Here is a 17,048-nt window from a genome sequence, read left to right on the forward strand (position 1 = left end):
TTTAGCTATCTGCCTCACCCTTCTTTCGCATCACATCTACAAGAATCCTCGCAATATCAGGGAATGTTTCCGGCGGGATAGGATCCTGAAGCTGACTTTCCCGGTAGAGCAACCGCGCCAATTCCCTGCTCTCGACAATTGGCACACCCGACTGTGTCGCTTTAATACGCATTTTGAGTGCCAGGTCCCCGGCCCCTTTTGCGGTTACAATCGGCGCCGGCATCAGCGCCCGCTGATACTTTATCGCAACACTTATATGCGTCGGGTTAGTGATTAACACATCAGCATCGGGAACGTTTGCCAGTGACAGCCCTTTCTTCGCAGCTTCTCTCTGAAGTTCTTTAATTTTTGCCTTTACTTTTGGATCGCCGTCACGCCGCTTTACCTCTTCCTTGATCTCACGGCGGCTCATACGCATATTGTCTTTATATTCCCACCGCGTATACACAAGATCGATTACTGCGATGGCACCCAGACCTGCGAGGACCAACGCGACCCAGACAAACCCAATGGCGGCCAATTCCTTCACCTGATGGCCTACACCAGCGCTGCGAAGCTGGAAGATCTGGTCGATAGTGGTCACAACGGCGACCCATACCAGGCAGGCAACAATAGAAATCTTTATTGAGGTTTTTATAAGCTCATAAATTATTTTTTTATTAAATATTCTTTTGAAGCCCTGAGCCGGATTCAGTCGTTTTACATCAGGCTTCAAGGGGTGCCAGCTAAAGATCGCGCCCACCTGCATAAAACTTGCCGCAAGGGCGGCAATCACAATGGCCCCGATGACCGGAGCAAAGACAAACAAAAGGTCATCGAAGACCTTCTGGAGCAGGAGAACTGCGTTGTTGCCATTGAGAGGAATACTCCCCGAGTTGGCCAGGTAGAACTGGCTGGCACGCAGATAATTACTCACCAATGCATCGAATAGTCCGAACACCACCATGGAGCATATTGCAAGAATAACCCATGCGTTTACTTCGACGCTTTTTGCCACCTGGCCGCGCTGCCGTGCCTGCTCAAGCTTATACGGAGTCGCCGGTTCAGAGCGATCCTGCTCCTGTTCTTCCGAGGCCATTACGTCAATGCCCCCCAGTAGCTGAATATAGACTCAAACGCCTGCGTGAAAATATTGCCAAACGTCGCTGCAAGCATGGCCAGCAGGATCAACCCCACAAGGACCTTGATTGGTATGCTCAACATAAACATATTTATCTGTGGCATTGATCTCGCAGCCAGGGCCATGCAGATATCGAGAAACAGCAGGACTACAACCACTGGCAAAACAAGCACCACACCCAGCGTAAACATGAGCCCGAATTGCGAAATCACTGCATTCCCCCCAATTCCGGCAATCCCCCCGCCGAGAGGGATACTGGAAAAACTGTAAATAAACGCCTTCAAAAATGCGTGATGGTAATCAGCGAGAAAAAACACCAGCACTGCCGTTGAAAGAATCGCGGTACCAAGCAAGGGGGACTGGGCCCCACTCGCGGGGTCAACTGCCGCGGCCACCCCGAAGCCCATCTGCATATCCAGGAGCCTGCCACCAAAACTGAAAACTGCGAAGGCAGCAAAGACACCAAAGGCCATCAGGAGGCCAATGACCACTTCCTCCATGACAAACACAGCTAACTCGAGCGCCGTCCCTATCCCGCCAATTGCGGCTGTCTTGACCAGCGGTGATATGCCGACTGCTGTAATGACGATAAGCAGTACGGATATCCGCGCGGGAACTTTTGCCAGTGAGAATAGCGGGCTGAAGAAAACAAGTGGCGACAGCCTTGTTGCAACCAGCAATACGGACAACAGCCATTCACTCGAAAACTGTAAACTCATCCTCGAGCACCTCAGAGCCCCTGCAGGATCTCTGGTATCCTTCCAATCAACCCACCAGCAAAAGTTGTAATCTGTGCAATTATCCAGCCGCCAAATGCAATCAGAGCCAGCCCGGCAACCAGCAGTTTGGGAATAAATGTCAGGGACATCTCCTGCAACTGTGTGACCACCTGAAAAATACTGACGATAAGCCCAACAATCAGCGTGAGCCCCAAAACCGGAACTGACACCTTTATTGCGACCCATAGCATTTGAGAAAGCAGGGAAACTGCCAGATCTTCACTCATAGTGTCTTATCGGACTGACCGCCATTCCGGCTCTCATATTTCCGCAAATGATCCATCAGCGAAGCCTTGCCATTACCCAGCGGTTGGTCCAGCATCCCGCCCAGGACTTTCGCCGCAACCTTTTCCTTGCCCTTCAATTGCAGCATTATGCTCTTTGCGTAAACCGCACCGAAAGAGAACTTATTCAGCTTGAGAGCGGTATCAGCCTCGCGCCGCCCCTCATCAAGCTTGTTCTGGAACACCAATGCAACAGCCAGTCCACCATGAACTTCTGAGTTGTTCCGGTTGGCCTCAATACCCTTGCGAAAGACATCTTCCGCCCGCTCGAACTGGTGCTTGATGATGTAAGTCCACCCCAGAGTGTTGTAATTACCCACCTGGTTGGGATCGATTTCGAGTGTTTTCCTGAAATAGCCCTCTGCCAGGTCCAGGTCCTTGTTCAACAGGGCAACAAGGCCCTTTCCCTGCCATCCCCGGGGACTTTCTGGCTCGCGCTCGGCCACCAGATCAAAGAGCTTTTTCGCTTCACCGGTTTCCTGCTCTTCAATAGCACGGTTACCCAGGACGGTCGCCGCATCGACATTTTCGGGATCGTGGGCGAGAACCTCGCTCGCTGTTTTGACAGCTGCCCCCATGTCGAAGTTATCCATCTGGATGAGCGACAGGTAACCTCGGAGCTTATTATCTGACTTTTTCGCAAGCAGCGTTTCTGCCTGAGATATCGCCTCTTCCTTTTTGCCCTGGTTGTGCAAACTGGAGACAAGGTAGAAATCCAGGTCAGGGAATTTCGCCCCCTCGTTTTCGCCTTCCAGGGATTCAAAAATCCCCTGCGCATATTCAAACTGCTTTGCGTAGAACCTGGCAAGACCCAGGTTGTACATTACACTTGTATCTCCCTGCGCAATTTCCAGGGCATGTTCAAACAGCTTCACCGCCTCCAGGAACTTATGCTCGGAAAGACACAGGTTTCCCAGCCTGGAGAGGTAGACACTATTCTCCGGCTCACTGTCGAGCGCCGCTGTAAAATATTTTCGCGCCTCCTCCAGGTCCCCCTGGCTGTGGTAAAGGTCGCCAAGCTGGACACACAGTATGGCGTTAGCCGGATCCAGCTTGAGATAGCCCAGGTATTGGGAAATTTTTTCGCTTACATTTTTCATTTTCTGTTACGAGAGGCTGAAATTGAGTTCCGTTGCAATTTTTTCCAGTTGCTGGAATAGCGGGTGATTCCTCGGCATGTTGTGGCCGCTTGCCTTGAGGAGCTCTATTGCCAGATTCTTGTTTCCAAGGTTGGCCTGACAGATTCCGCTATAGAAAGTCGCAGCGAAGTCTTCACCCGAATCCACCAGTGGCTCCCATATTTTCAGCGCCTCAGTCCAGCTGCGCTCCTGGAAATACGTCATTCCGAGGTGAAAGCGAGCCAGTGCATTTCGTTCATTCTGAGCGAGGATCTGCTGAAATAGCTCCCGGGAGCTGTCGGTCATCCCAAGCTGCTGGTAAGCAGCGGCCAGCATCCCCAGTGCGACTTCATTTGCCGGGAACTCGCCCACGAACTCTTTCAGCAGGGGAATTGCGCTTTCGTAATTTTCAGCCTTCATCAACTCAAGAATTGGCTTGAGGCGCTGCCTCTGTTCACTATCGTTGTTCGCAGACAATCTTCTTACTCTCTTCCAGCGCCGAGGCTTGCGATGAGACCATGCAAGGCCTGGCTAAGGTTTTTATCACTATTGAGATGGTGGTGAATGCGGGTTACCAGCAGGTTGAACTTGGGCTCGTTGCGGACCTTGTCACCAAACTCCCATGCCAGAACGCTCTCAAGAATTACCTTGGACTTTCTTTCCGTATCTCCCGATTCCGCATCGATCTGCTTCAGCCTGATCTTTAGCTCTTTCTCAAGTTCCTGCAGGGACGACCTCGGCGCAGGTGCTGTATTACTCTGCCGCCCATCGACTTTTGCGCCTCGCCTTTCTGCGGAGACTTTGCTCCGCAACAGACGGGAAATAGCTGCTACACCATCAATAGGGTCCAAGAGCCCCCTCCAGGATTAATGCTTCTTGAGGGACTGGCGGTAACCGCTCAGTGCGATATGTGTTCCCGCCCCTGAGGGGGATGCCTCTGGTTGTTGCAGCTCAACACCAGCAGACTGGCTTTCTTGCGCCGCCACTGCTGACTCGATTACCCGGGACATATCATTGTTCAATGGTGCATTGAAGTCATTTTTACTGATCCCCTCGCTCAGATGCTTGATGCATCCCTCAAAGTCATCCTCCACCAGTGCGAGCATGCCTTTGCTGAAGAGCGTAAAGGCGTGATCTGCAGGCAAATCGGACAGGCCTGCCCAGGCAGTTTTCGCTTTATCGATCTCGCCGGAAGTCAAATAGAGCAAGCCCAGCTGGAATATTGCTGTTTTTTCACCAGCATCCATATCTATGGCGCGCTGCATCCATTCCGCCGCGCTGTCCACCATCTGGATCTGTGCATACAGCGCACCAATCATATAGGTAGCTTTCGCATGGCCTGGATCCACTTCAACACAGCGTTTGAAAAGGCCCAGAGACTTTTCCACGTCATCGGACTCAAGTGAGTGAAGCCCGAGATGGAATAGCTCCTCAGATGTGAGTTCGCTCATTACAGTATCCTGATTGAAGCTTGCGGGTAGTTGCTTATTGGAAATGAATCAATCCGGACTCGACACCGTCTATGGTCAACTCACAGTGTGAATTCCGATTAGTGAAGAAATCGCCGCTGTGGCAAAACGCTGATAGCTTTGCCCCCATATAGCGGCCGTACAGGGTAGTTGTCCGGCCGCACCAGCCGCTGTTACCGGCCATTACAGGCTGCCCATCAATTAAAATCTGAAAATGGCGCGTTACGGGAGCGAACTGCCCCTCAACCACCCAGGGAGTTCGGGTATAAAACGCTGGTTGGACCACACTGGCAGGAGTAGTAATAGAACATGCAGTGCACAGCAAGAGTGCACAACAGACTGCGTACTTCATAGACATCCCGTTCCCCAAAAGCACTAAATCCGCGATTTTTTTTCGTATGTGTCGCAGATGGAAGCAGATAATAAAGAAAATTTGACCCAATGTAACCCTTTAGGCGGAACAGCGTCACACTTTTTTCGTCTACTACTAAATCTTTTTCGCGCCTGTACATTTTTTGGACAGGGTCGATTTAATATCGTTGAGAACCTTACGGTGTAAGAGAGTGTAATTGCCACAAGCACATTTGCGTGGTACATGAATTTGGCCCCAGGCCATTAAACGAATATTTTAAATTTGTAGTAATCAGCGTAAGAATATTTATCTTTCGTAAATGTTATTTGCCGTTACCGCTGATATCTTTTGCATATGATTTGGTTTCCGTCAGGCGCTATCCCATATTTAGCCAGGCAGGGTATTCCATGGATATACTGGACATTTAGAGTCCCACCAGACTTAGGTGACAACACAGTGGAGTAAGAAAGAGAGCGAGGGGGCGCGGCACGCCACGCCGTGTGGTGGCAGTCCCGCGATGCTTTTTTCACAACGTCCGCCTGGGAAACCTCTATGCGGAAGAGTGCACATTCGGTTTCAGGTTAATGCCAGGCAGCGGGACTTTAATGCTCCCCGCCAACAGCGGGGTCCTCAGGGGGGCGAAGCGAGGACGGTAACAACTCTGAAGCTGCGTCACAGAGCGATATCACAAGAAGCATCCGGCTTACCCGGAAAGACATAGTGTGCCCGTAACCCATTTTGCGGGCGACATATACCAGGCAACCTTTACCGAACTCAGCTAGCACCGGCGAAGCTACCGTTCAGGTAGGATCCTGGAGTAGCTTCACCAGAGATGTTCAGTTTGTCAGCAGGCTGGACAGATAAGCTGCGTCCGCAAAACGAGCCCGACCAGCGTGAAATGGATATTGCAACTTCCATTGTGAGGCTGGACAGGTCCCGTATGTATACATGCCTTTCCTTTCCAGCCTTGAAACCTCACGCACTGCTTGCCGCAATCGAGTCAGCTCACAACTTCGGCCAGGTTACCCTTGCTTTCCAGCCACTGCTTGCGATCTCCCGCACGCTTCTTGGCCAACAGCATATCCATCACCTGGTTACTATCATCTCCATCGTCCACATAGAGTTGCACGAGGCGACGGGTATCCGGGTCCATGGTGGTTTCGCGCAGCTGCAACGGGTTCATTTCCCCCAGGCCCTTGAAGCGTGTGACCTGCACCTTGCCTTTTTTCTTTTCCGCACTGATACGATCGAGAATACCCTGCTTCTCCGCCTCGTCCAGGGCGTAATAGGTATCCTTGCCGATATCGACCCGGTACAGCGGTGGCATGGCGACAAATACATGGCCGTTCTTTACCAACGGGCGGAAATGGCGCAGGAACAGTGCGCAGAGCAGGGTCGCGATATGCAGGCCATCCGAGTCGGCGTCCGCCAGGATGCAGATTTTGTTGTAGCGCAGCCCATCGAGATTATCACTGCTGGGATCCACCCCCAGGGCCACGGCGATATCGTGCACTTCCTGGTTGGAGAAGATTTCACCCGAGTCCACTTCCCAGGTATTCAGGATCTTGCCGCGCAGGGGCATGATGGCCTGGAAATCCCGGTCGCGGGCCTGCTTGGCGGAACCGCCGGCAGAATCCCCCTCCACCAGGAACAGCTCAGAGCGGCTGGTATCCCCACTGGCACAGTCGGCCAGCTTGCCGGGCAACGCCGGACCCTGGGTCACTTTCTTACGCGCGACCTTTTTGGCCGAGCGCAGGCGTTTCTGGGCGTTGCCGATACACAGCTCTGCCAGCCGGTCGCCTTCCTCGGTGTGCTGGTTCAGCCACAGGCTGAAGGCATCCTTGGCCACGCCGGAAACAAAGGCAGTGGCCTCGCGAGAGGACAGCCGCTCCTTGGTCTGACCGGAAAACTGGGGGTCTGCCAGTTTGGCGGACAGCACATAGGAACACTGCACCCAGATATCCTCCGGGCCCAGCTTGACGCCGCGCGGCATCAGGTTGCGGATCTCACAGTATTCGCGCATTGCCTCCAGCAGGCCGGAGCGCAGGCCGTTCACATGCGTACCGCCCTGGGCGGTGGGAATCAGGTTGACGTAGGACTCAGTGGTAACCTCGCCGCCCTCCGGCAACCACTGTACGGCCCAGTCGGCTGCCTCGGTGGAGGCGCTGAAGCTGCCCACGAAAGGTTCAGCCGGCAGCACTTCCCAGCCCTGGTTGGCAGCGGCCAGGTAATCCTTCAGGCCATCCTCGTAGAACCACTGGTCGGACTCGCCATCCTGTTCGTTGATAAAGACCACAGTCAGGCCGGGGCACAGTACCGCCTTGGCCCGCAGCAGGTGACGCAGGCGCGGCACCGAGAATTTCGGGGAATCGAAATACTGCGGATCCGGCAGGAAGCGCAGGCTGGTCCCTGTAGTACGCTTGCCACAGGTGTCGATCACTTCCAGGTCGGAGGCCTTGTTGCCATCCTGGAAGCCCATGCGATGCACCTGGCCATCCCGCTGAATGGTGATTTCCAGCACCTTGGACAGCGCGTTCACCACAGAGACACCCACACCGTGCAGGCCACCGGAAAACTGGTAATTCTTATTCGAGAACTTGCCGCCCGCATGCAGGGTGGACAGGATTACCTCGACCCCGGGGCGGCCCTGCTCCGGGTGGATATCCACCGGCATACCGCGACCGTCATCGCTCACTGAGAGAGAGTTGTCCTTGTGCAGGACCACCTCGATTTTCTTCGCGTGCCCGGCCAGGGCCTCGTCGACACTGTTGTCGATCACTTCCTGGGCCAGGTGATTGGGGCGCGTGGTATCGGTATACATTCCCGGGCGCTTGCGCACCGGGTCCAGCCCCGTGAGTACTTCGATATCTTCAGCGGAATATTTGGCCATAGTTTTTATTTTCTCGCCTGTGTCCAGGCTCCTACAACGAAATTGAAACGAAATCGGCCTGGCTTCAGTCAGCTGCCGGCCGTGAACAGGAAATCCACGATGGCTTCACAATAGCGCTCGAAGCCCTGGAAGGCGTGGTCCCCACCCGACTCGACCGTCTGGCGGTGTCCCCGGTAAAAAGCCTCGGCCTCGCGACAGTCCAGGGTCTCGTCGCCCCGCTGCGCCAGCAGCCAGTAGCGCCCCCTGAGGGGCGGCTGCAGCTCAGCTTCCAGCCTGCGCATGTTATCAACGTCAGCGGCGTCAAGGCGATACTCCCGTGGCTCGCCGCTATAGGGCGCCAGCTGCTGCCCCAGGTATGCGGGCATAAAGCGGGCCGGGTGTACTGCGGGATTTACCACTACCGCCCGCAGCCCGTGTCGCTCGGCCAGCAGGGAAGCATAAAAACCGCCCATGGAGCTGCCCACCAGGCCAATCGTCGCATCTTTGCATTCATCGACAATCGCTTCCAGTTCGGCGCTTGCCACAGCAGGATGCGGGGAAACCAGTGGGGCACGAAAACTGATATGTGGTCGCTCGCGGACCAGCCACTCCTCCAGCAGGCGACACTTGTACGACTGCGGAGAGGAGAGAAAACCGTGCAGGTATAACAGTAACAGCGGTTTTTCCGATAAAAGTTCAGACATGGGCGGTGATTATAGCGCCCTTCAGCGAGAGGGCGAGCCCAGCAGCACTCGGCCAACCCACTCCGTTAACGCAGGGATCGGTCGAGACTGGAGAAAGCACGGCGCATATCCATGCGCATGTCGGCCCAGAAAGTGGCGCTGGTGAAGCGCTGCAGGCGCCCGCTGCCGACATCGGAGCCCGGGTTCTCACCGATATCCCGCCGGTCGCGGAAACGCATCACCAGGTTACCCTCGCGATCATACAGCTCCCCGGCAAGCACCGCATATGCGCTCTGGTCGGTATAGACTCGCCACGTCCAGGTCGAGGGTTCCAGCGGTGCACTGAGGGCGAGCTTCTCGAGTCGTAACTGCAGGCGGTAATCCGCAGAGGCCGGCGAGCCCGCCAGACCGCTGTTGCGGGGCTGCAGGAACCGCTGGGCAAATGTCTCCGCCATCAGGCCCTGCAGCCTCTCCCGCTCACTGCCATCGAGCTCGAAGTCCCGTGCCCGCAGGCGCTCACGGACATCGGCACTACGCTTGCGATAGTCGATCTGTATCGGGGCCACATACACACTGGCGTTACTGAGGTCGAAGGCAAACGCAGAAGCGACGCTATCGAGGTCGCTGGCCCGCGGTTGCAACCCCCGGGCCGTGGCCGCTCCGGCCCCCGCGTCCCCTTGCGGAGCCACGGTTGGGCCAGCCTGGGCACAGCCCAACAGGGCAAGGACGATGGCAAGCAGGGAAATGGGTAAGAAGTTCCGCATTACAGCTCCCGGTATGCTTTCATGCTCTCTGTGCGGCCCGCTTGTTGCAGCTTTTCCGGAATACCGTCCGGAATAACCCTCGGGCAGCACCCGCAATACGGGCACTATTGTAGGGTCGCAGAAAGCAGTTTACGGACAGGGCCAGCAGGGCAATCGCCGGGTGTGGAAACGACAGGCGCCTCCAGAGACCACTTGTGAAGATACCGTCAGGGAGGTCAGTACCCTGACGACGAGAGGTCGACGCTATAGTCTGAGACCGGTACTCGCTCAACACCGGTGGCATAGGTGCCATCGTCGTGGAGATCGAACCAGCGATATCCCGGCAGTTTGTCATCCACCGAAAAAGGGCCACTGCCGGGAGTGAACTGTACTGAAGTCGACGGGGTGGCATGCAGGCCGATACCGGCCAGCTCGCCGTCAAACTGCTGGTGTACGTGCCCCCAGACCAGCGCTTTCACATTGCCGGCTGCCGACACCAGCTGCAGCAAGCGCCCGGCGCCGCCCTTAAGCATATGACCGTCAATCCACTTGCTGCCAACCGGTACCGGCTGGTGGTGCATCAACACCATGACCGGATGATGCCGGCACTCCCGCAACAGCTCCTCGAAGCGATCGAGCTGGGCGCTGGTCAGCCCACCACAGATCTCGCCCTCGACACTGGTATCCAATAGCAACAGGCGCCAATTGCCCAGCGCCACCAGTTCTGCGGTATTGGCCGGGGCCACCTCGTACATCCGCTCGGCCCGGTCGTGATTACCGGGCAGCCAGTACCAAGGAACGGTGATATCCCGCATCTTGCGCAGGAAACGCTCATAAGCGGCCTCAGCGCCGTTGGCGCTGATGTCGCCGGTCACCATCAGTAATTCTGCCGCAGCCTCGTCCCGCTCAATCGCGCGCAACACGTCAGCCAGGGTTCGACCGGTATCCAGCCCCAGAAGGTGGTAATCCGGCCGCCCTCCGATGTGGGGATCTGTAAATTGCACCAACCGGTGTTTAGAGCCGCTCAAACTGTCCTGCCTGCTTCCGTCGCATCCACTCACTTGCTTACCCTGTCACCACATCCATGTGACCGCCGACAGCGGCGTCAGAGCTGTCGACCATCTAGTACCAGTTCAAATTCCACCCGGCCATTCGCGAGGCAATGCCCCAACCATTCCCCCAGGAAACGGTTGGCCTGCTGGCGCTCATCAGCCCCCTGCATACGGGCGCCGGCGTGCAGAACCCCGGGAGCCTTTTCGCCGATGGGGCCCCTGCCGTCGACCGCGACTACCTCGGCCATCCGCGCGTCGTGGTAAAGCCGGACTGTAATCGCAGGCGGTGCCAGCCAGCGTTGGTCGCTGGCGGAGGAAGCGCTCAGGTTTACCTCGGTCGTATACCGGGATCGCTCGAGCACCTCCAGCTCCAGTGAGCCGTGGGGCAAACTGTACTTCCAGCGTTCGCGTTCGCCCAGCTGCGGCAACAACTTGCTCAGGCGCAAATAGTTGGCATCGCAGTCCGCGTGATAAGCCGGCAGGTCCACCTGGAACTCCGACTTTTTGCGACTTTTCGGTCGCTCTTTCCTTCCCGGATGGGCCTGTTTACGAACTGCCATTATCGACACTCCAATTCTATCCACGCCGTGACTTGGATCTCAGTTTGCGGTCCTTCTCGACGAAGGCAGGAAATATACGATGACCCGTTAACCATGATCCGGCCCGTTTTTGCCCGCCAATCGCTCCCGGTGCAACTGCAGCCACTGCAGGCATATCAACGTCGCCGCATTATCGACAGCACCGGCATCCGCCGATGCGCCCGATAGCGATGACAGGAGGGCATCCAGTGGCAGCACCCGCAGGCGGATATCCTCCTGCTCATCCGCCAGCCCGAAAATTCCGCCGGCACCGCTGAGATCGGTGCAGGCACAGAAAAGGTGCAGCCGCTCGGAGCTGCCGCCGGGACTCGGCATATAGCTGTGGATCAATTCCAGCCGGTCGACCTCCAGCCCGGACTCCTCCTGCACCTCGCGCCGGGCAACATCCTCCAGGCTCTCCCCGGCTTCCACCATGCCGGCCACCACTTCCAGGCACCAGGGACCGGCGGGGCGATCAAGGGCCCCCACCCGGAACTGCTCGATCAGGCCCACCAGGTCGCGGTGGGGATCGAACAGCAGCACCCCGACGGCAGCGTCACGCACGAACAGCTCCCGCGTGAACACGTCACTCCAGCCGCCGCGGAACAGCCGGTGGCGCAAACGCAGGCGCAACATCTTGAAGAAACCATCGAAGACAGTCTCGCGCTCCACGACCTCCACGGCATCGGCGGAAAATGCAGGCGTGAGGTCGACATTTCGTTCCTTGGAGGTCTCGGGCATGAATCGTTTCTCGAGGGGGAATCTGTGAATGGATGCCGCCCCGGATCGCCCGGGGCGGCCCTGGCCGATCAGTAGGCCGGCGGGAAACGGTTCAACAACAGGGCGGCTTCCTCACGCAGCCGCTGCTGGCGCTGCACCGGGTCCTGGTAGCGGCCAGCGCTGGAGGGCATGCTGCCACGCCACAGGGGTGAACTCTCCGGCGAGAGAATATCCACCACCAGTGTATCCTGGCGGTACTGGCGCACCTCGACCGGTGAGCGCCAGCCAAACCCCCAGTGGCGATAGCCACCGTAGAGACCAAACCTGTCCTCATACACTGCAACTTTCTCGACCGCGAGGTACTGCACGCGCACCAGGAAATCCGCGTCGTCGGTATTATCCACAGCCCGGTAACGGTTCTGCAGGAGCCCCTCGACGGCCTGGCGCGCACGCTTGATCTCAAGCGGTGACACGGGGCCACTGGCCAGCGGGTCGAGCAGGTAGTAGGTGCGCATCCCGGCAAAATCAGCCTGCGGATCGTAATCCACCGCCACCTGCGGGGTGGCGGCACAGCCGCCGAGAATGAGTAGCAAGAGCACCGCCATCGATGCCCATAGTCCGGCTTTCATGCCTGTCTCCCAATACATGGTGTCTTGTCTTGATGATTACTTCGTATAAAGATCAGGCTTCCATGCCGGAATTCAACCAGTGCGGACGACTCAGTAACCCGCAGCCGGTGGCAGGTCCTTGAAGATCTCCCGTACCGCAGCGCCCAGCAGCCGCTGGCGCTCCGCCGCGTCCTCGGGCCGAGCCAGCAACTTGCTGGCGCTGCCACCCCAGATAGCTGCGCCCTCGGCGCGCCCGATCTCCAGGGTCAGCGTTATGCGCGGCGCACCGGTGCGATTCGGCAGCTCCACGGTTCCCCGGGGGGCATTACTGTCGAACTGGGCATCCCAGCCGGGATTCGACTGCTCGCTGGCTACCTCCTCCTCGACAATCGATACCTGGTAATCCAGCACCATATCAGCGGCTGCCGAGTCCTCGACCAGGCGGTAGCCGCGCTGGTGCATGTAGGCCCGCACGATCTGGCGCAGCTCATCGTCCAGTTCCACATTCTGGGCCGAGGCATCGGGAACATCCCCCAGCGGAGCCACGCCCCAAGCATAGGTGGAAAATGAAACCGGCGCCTCCGCAGGCTGCACACGCTCCACCACGGTCGACTCACACCCAGCGAGGAGCAACGCAAACAAAAGCCCAGTCAGTATCTTACGCATAGTAAATCCTTACTTCGGTTTATTTCTCCGGCACTGCGGAGTTAAGCAGTTCTATCTTGGGACTCCAGCCCAACCATTCCGGTTTCGCCTCGGGGTACAGTGGGTAGTGGCTGCCCGATTCCACCTCCAGCCCCATTTCCCCGGCTTCCGGCGTCGCAAAGGCAACACCGCCGGCCAACAGTGACTTGGTGGACTCAGTGTGAACGTTCAGGCCGGTCTGCAGGCCAAAATTGACCTCGATGCCGCTGGCGTTCCAGAACACCGTGTGCTCACGTACCAAAGTCTGGTAACGGGGTTCGATATATACGTAGATGTACACCCGGTCAGCCAGTTCCCCCAACTCAAAGCCGGTCACTTCACCCACCTGCACCTGTCGATAGTAAACCGGGCTGCCGGCAACCAGCGAGCCACGCCGCGGTGCGTCCAGGATAACAGTCAGGCCCGGCCGCATCATGGTATCCGCCAGGTCGGGGCGCGGCGGCTCTGCCAGCGCAACAAATTCAGTCTGCATCCCCCCATCGCCGGGTTCCAGGGACAGGTAGCGACCGGTTACCAGGGTGTCCAGGTTGGCCACTTTGTCGATGCCAATCTCAGGTCCCACCACCCACATGCGGGTGCCGCTGCGGGCAAAATGCTCCGCCCGATGATAGAGCTTGGCGTGGGCAACGACCTCCGACGCATCGTTGCCGAGCCTCAGGCGGGTGATTTCGCCCACCTGTACTCCCTTGTGCCGGATCGGCGCGCCATCACGGAAACCTTCGGCGGAGGGCAGGGTAATGCGGATACGCAGGCCGGCCTCGAGCGCGGATTCGCGGCTGCGGTAAAGGCGGAAACGGTCGCCATTCTCCACCGGTCCCTTTTCGTCACTCGCACGCGGATCACTGCCAAAGGCTATCCCCCCCCGCAATAATGACAGCAGCGAGTCGGCCTCCACTTCGACGCCACTGAGCCCTGCCCGGGCGCGCACACCACTGACATTCCAGAACCGGGAGCGATGATTCACCAGGTGGGCGTACCGGGGCTCGATCACCACGTAGACCTCGACCCCGTCCCCCGCGGAATTGAGCTCCATCCCCTGTACCTTCCCCACCTCGATGCGCCGGTAATACACGCTCGCACCACGCTGCAGGGAACCCGGCGAACGTGCCGTCAGGCGCAGGTGCAATCCCGGTACACGGGGATCCCGCGGTGGGGCGGACGCCCGGGCGGCAAAGGTGCGCTGCGATCGCTGCCCGCGGCGCAGGTCTACCTCGATGCGGTTCCCCGACAGCAGGTCATCCAGCCCTGAGGAAATATCCAGGGTCGGTGGCGCCATCCAGAAACGGGTATTTTCGCTCAGCAGGTCATCGGTAATGGGATCCATCAGGACACGCACTTCCATGCCGTCGATATTGCGGCTGGCCTTCACCTCGCTCACCTCACCCACCTTGATACCCTGGTAGATAACGCTGGTGCTGCCCGGCGTCACATTGACACCTCGATCAAAATTCAGGGTCACCGCGATACCCGCATCAGCGGCAGCAAAACTGCGATAGAGTTTGTATTCACTGCCGTTGACTGCCAGGGGAGACTGGCGCTGGGTCTCCGGGGTGTGGAAGCTGACCCCGCCGGCCACCAGCGCGGCCAGGGATTCGACGTTGACGGTGATACCGCTGATGCCCCCTTCCACCGACAGACCGGAGCTGTTCCAGAAACGACTGCCACGGTGCACAAGGTGTGCGTATTCCTGCCGGATAAACAGGTCCACCTCAACCTGGGCATCATCCTCCGCGAGCCGGTAGTCCTCCACCTGGCCTACACGCAACTGGCGGTAGTAAACCGGCGACCCCCGATTGAGGGAGCCCAGCCTGGGCGCTTTCAGCACCACGCGCAGGCCTTCGCCACGAACGCTGGCCGGGGCGCGCTCCCGGGCCACAAACTCGCGCTTGCGCCCGCCGCTGCCGGGCTCCATACCGATGTAATTACCGGATACCAGGGTCTCCAGGCCACGCACGCCGGTGATCGAGAGCTCCGGCTTTACCAGCCAGAAACTGGTGCCCTCCACCAGCAGGTACTCCGCACTGCGGTTGAATTCCACCTCGGCCAGCACGCCATCCTCGCCGTCGAGTTCCGGCGCATTCGGCACCAGCTGGAAATCGCGCACCACGCCGATATCCACACCGGCATACTTGACTACCGTCTTCCCCTTCACCAGGCCCTCGCCTGAAGTGAACAAGATCTCGGTGCGGATATCACCAGAGGTGAAATCCTTGTACACCAGCCACCCGGCGATCAGCGCCGCGACCAGCGGCAGCAACCAGATGAGCGGCAGCCCGTGACTGCGCTTGATCACCGCCTGTTGTTCCTGGGGAAACTCCTCAGACATCCCCGGCCACTCCCTCTTCCGGTGGTTCTTTTTTTGCTGGCTCTTTTTCCAAGCCCGGCCGGGCCGAGGATACAGCGGCCGCTCCCACTCCCCGCGACGCATCACAGGCATCCCAGACCAGGCGCGGATCGAAACAGCGCACCGCCAGCATGGTGATCACCACCACCGATGCAAACGCTGTGGCAGCGGGGCCAGCGGACACACTGGCGACGGCCCCCATGTCCACCAATGCCACGAGTATCGATATCATGAACAGGTCAAGCAGGGACCAGCGTCCGATAGCCGACACGATACGATAGGTCGTCATAGCCTGCGAGGGATTTACCGGTAACACACCCTGGACCTGTAACAACAACAGCACAAGTCCCACCAGTTTCATTACCGGCACAGCGATACTGGCGATGAATACAATCAGGGCGATACCCCATAGTCCGGCGGTGTACAGCTGCATCACCCCGCCGATAATCGTGGATGGTTCACCGGAGCCCAGATAGACCACCGTCATTACCGGCAGGATATTGGCCGGTATCAGCAACAGGGCTCCGGTAATCGTCAGCGCCCAGGTCAGCATGACGCTCCCCTCAATCCGCTCGTGAACCTTGCCGCCACAGCGTGGGCAGCGACACCCTCCGCCGCCCGGCGGCAGCGTTACCAGCCAGTGGCAACTGAGACAGCACGTGCGCCCCTGCTGGAGCGCGGTATCCCGCACACTCATACCCGCTGCCCACCCGGGGGCATCGATGATTCCTGCGATGCATCCTGGTTTTTCCGCCGCTCCATACGGGACCAGACCGCCTGCTGGTCGAAGCTCAGCGTGGTGAGATTTGAAACCACCATCATGGCTACAAAACTGTACAGCCCCGATTCGACCTGCATCTTGCCCAGGTCACTCATCTTGATCAGGGCCACCAGCAACCCCAGCATATACACGTCCAGCATGCCCCACTCTTTCAGGTGCACATACCAGCGCACTGCCCATGTCACAGGGCGATCCAATACACGCCAGTGACAGCCAAGCGAGATAAACCCCAGCAACAGGAATTTGCCCAGGGGAGCGAGCACACTACAGAACAGGACCAGCGCCGCCATCCACAGGTAGCCTTCGGCAAAGAGCGCCCGCACGCCGTTCAACAAGGTATTTTCCGCACCAAATGCGAGGATAGAGAAACTCAGAAGCGGCAGGGACAGCGATGGAAAGAACAATAACAGGCCGGTCAGGCTCAGGGCCGCCGTATGATTGACGCTGCCGCGCGGATTTCGATGCAGGGTCGCGCTGCAGCGTGGGCACTCGAGCTTGTTGCCCGGCGGGGCCACCGCATCACCCAGTACGAGATCGCACTCGTGGCAGGCGAGCTGGCGGCGACTCCAGGGCGGCTCAGGAGCGTTCGCCATCCAGCACCCCCCCTTGCCCGATTCTTTTGAATGATTGCTGCATCCGAAATGCCATCGCCTGCGTCTATTGAAAAAGCGACGCCACTGTTGATCATCACGAGGGGACAGCATTGCCGTGCTGCACCGATGACCGCACATTCGCGTCGGTTTAACGAAGATATACCAAAATGCTGCCAGCGTCGCCTCGACGCTCACTCTGTGCACAGGTACACTCTCGCGACTGCTACAACCGGTCCCGCGGGCCGCGCAG

18 protein-coding genes are annotated in these 17,048 nt (G+C 58.1%); all 18 read right to left on the reverse strand.

Annotated features, from left to right (window positions below; genetic code table 11):
- Window position 1 precedes the first annotated feature (1 nt).
- Window positions 2-1,078 carry an EscU/YscU/HrcU family type III secretion system export apparatus switch protein gene (locus LVD11_RS05635; RefSeq protein ID WP_237057181.1) on the reverse strand — a complete coding sequence of 359 codons (1,077 nt, stop codon included), beginning with the start codon at window positions 1,076-1,078 and terminating at the stop codon, window positions 2-4.
- Complete coding sequence (locus LVD11_RS05640) at window positions 1,078-1,839, reverse strand: flagellar biosynthetic protein FliR (RefSeq protein ID WP_237057182.1); 762 nt, start codon at window positions 1,837-1,839, stop codon at window positions 1,078-1,080. The genes LVD11_RS05635 and LVD11_RS05640 overlap by 1 nt, the downstream gene beginning before the upstream one ends.
- 11 nt (window positions 1,840-1,850) lie before the next feature.
- Window positions 1,851-2,126, reverse strand: coding sequence for a flagellar biosynthetic protein FliQ (locus tag LVD11_RS05645; protein ID WP_237057183.1), 276 nt, complete (start codon window positions 2,124-2,126; stop codon window positions 1,851-1,853).
- Complete coding sequence (locus LVD11_RS05650) at window positions 2,123-3,283, reverse strand: tetratricopeptide repeat protein (protein ID WP_255775391.1); 1,161 nt, start codon at window positions 3,281-3,283, stop codon at window positions 2,123-2,125. The genes LVD11_RS05645 and LVD11_RS05650 overlap by 4 nt, the downstream gene beginning before the upstream one ends.
- Before the next feature lie 6 nt (window positions 3,284-3,289).
- Complete coding sequence (locus LVD11_RS05655) at window positions 3,290-3,778, reverse strand: tetratricopeptide repeat protein (RefSeq protein ID WP_237057185.1); 489 nt, start codon at window positions 3,776-3,778, stop codon at window positions 3,290-3,292.
- A 5-nt stretch (window positions 3,779-3,783) separates the two neighbouring features.
- Window positions 3,784-4,152: a hypothetical protein gene (locus LVD11_RS05660; protein WP_237057186.1), complete on the reverse strand. Its 369-nt coding sequence runs from the start codon at window positions 4,150-4,152 to the stop codon at window positions 3,784-3,786.
- 15 nt (window positions 4,153-4,167) lie between these two features.
- The gene (locus LVD11_RS05665) at window positions 4,168-4,752 is read right to left on the reverse strand and encodes a tetratricopeptide repeat protein (RefSeq protein ID WP_237057187.1); all 585 of its coding nucleotides are present in this window, start codon (window positions 4,750-4,752) and stop codon (window positions 4,168-4,170) included.
- Window positions 4,753-6,122: 1,370 nt separating this feature from the next.
- A complete protein-coding gene (parE, locus tag LVD11_RS05670; RefSeq protein WP_237057188.1) occupies window positions 6,123-8,012 on the reverse strand; it encodes a DNA topoisomerase IV subunit B in 1,890 nt (629 codons plus the stop codon).
- A 68-nt stretch (window positions 8,013-8,080) separates the two neighbouring features.
- Complete coding sequence (locus LVD11_RS05675; protein ID WP_237057189.1) at window positions 8,081-8,695, reverse strand: YqiA/YcfP family alpha/beta fold hydrolase; 615 nt, start codon at window positions 8,693-8,695, stop codon at window positions 8,081-8,083.
- A gap of 65 nt (window positions 8,696-8,760) precedes the next feature.
- Window positions 8,761-9,438: a hypothetical protein gene (locus tag LVD11_RS05680; RefSeq protein ID WP_237057190.1), complete on the reverse strand. Its 678-nt coding sequence runs from the start codon at window positions 9,436-9,438 to the stop codon at window positions 8,761-8,763.
- A 215-nt stretch (window positions 9,439-9,653) separates the two neighbouring features.
- Complete coding sequence (locus LVD11_RS05685) at window positions 9,654-10,445, reverse strand: phosphodiesterase (RefSeq protein WP_237057191.1); 792 nt, start codon at window positions 10,443-10,445, stop codon at window positions 9,654-9,656.
- 77 nt (window positions 10,446-10,522) lie between these two features.
- The gene (locus LVD11_RS05690; RefSeq protein ID WP_237057192.1) at window positions 10,523-11,029 is read right to left on the reverse strand and encodes a DUF1249 domain-containing protein; all 507 of its coding nucleotides are present in this window, start codon (window positions 11,027-11,029) and stop codon (window positions 10,523-10,525) included.
- An 87-nt stretch (window positions 11,030-11,116) separates the two neighbouring features.
- On the reverse strand, window positions 11,117-11,788 hold the full coding sequence (locus LVD11_RS05695; protein WP_237057193.1) for an NUDIX domain-containing protein: 672 nt from the start codon (window positions 11,786-11,788) through the stop codon (window positions 11,117-11,119).
- A 68-nt stretch (window positions 11,789-11,856) separates the two neighbouring features.
- The gene (locus LVD11_RS05700; RefSeq protein WP_237057194.1) at window positions 11,857-12,396 is read right to left on the reverse strand and encodes a DUF4136 domain-containing protein; all 540 of its coding nucleotides are present in this window, start codon (window positions 12,394-12,396) and stop codon (window positions 11,857-11,859) included.
- A gap of 90 nt (window positions 12,397-12,486) precedes the next feature.
- The gene (locus LVD11_RS05705) at window positions 12,487-13,041 is read right to left on the reverse strand and encodes a DUF4136 domain-containing protein (RefSeq protein WP_237057195.1); all 555 of its coding nucleotides are present in this window, start codon (window positions 13,039-13,041) and stop codon (window positions 12,487-12,489) included.
- A gap of 19 nt (window positions 13,042-13,060) precedes the next feature.
- Window positions 13,061-15,406 carry a PqiB family protein gene (locus tag LVD11_RS05710; protein WP_237057196.1) on the reverse strand — a complete coding sequence of 782 codons (2,346 nt, stop codon included), beginning with the start codon at window positions 15,404-15,406 and terminating at the stop codon, window positions 13,061-13,063.
- Window positions 15,399-16,121 (reverse strand): paraquat-inducible protein A, encoded by a 723-nt coding sequence (locus LVD11_RS05715; protein ID WP_237057197.1) that lies wholly within the window; start codon window positions 16,119-16,121, stop codon window positions 15,399-15,401. The genes LVD11_RS05710 and LVD11_RS05715 overlap by 8 nt, the downstream gene beginning before the upstream one ends.
- A complete protein-coding gene (locus LVD11_RS05720; protein WP_237057198.1) occupies window positions 16,118-16,798 on the reverse strand; it encodes a paraquat-inducible protein A in 681 nt (226 codons plus the stop codon). Before LVD11_RS05720 ends, LVD11_RS05715 begins: the two co-directional genes overlap by 4 nt.
- Window positions 16,799-17,048 lie beyond the last annotated feature (250 nt).

It is taken from the genome of Microbulbifer sediminum (genome assembly GCF_021729035.1).
Lineage (GTDB): Bacteria > Pseudomonadota > Gammaproteobacteria > Pseudomonadales > Cellvibrionaceae > Microbulbifer > Microbulbifer sediminum.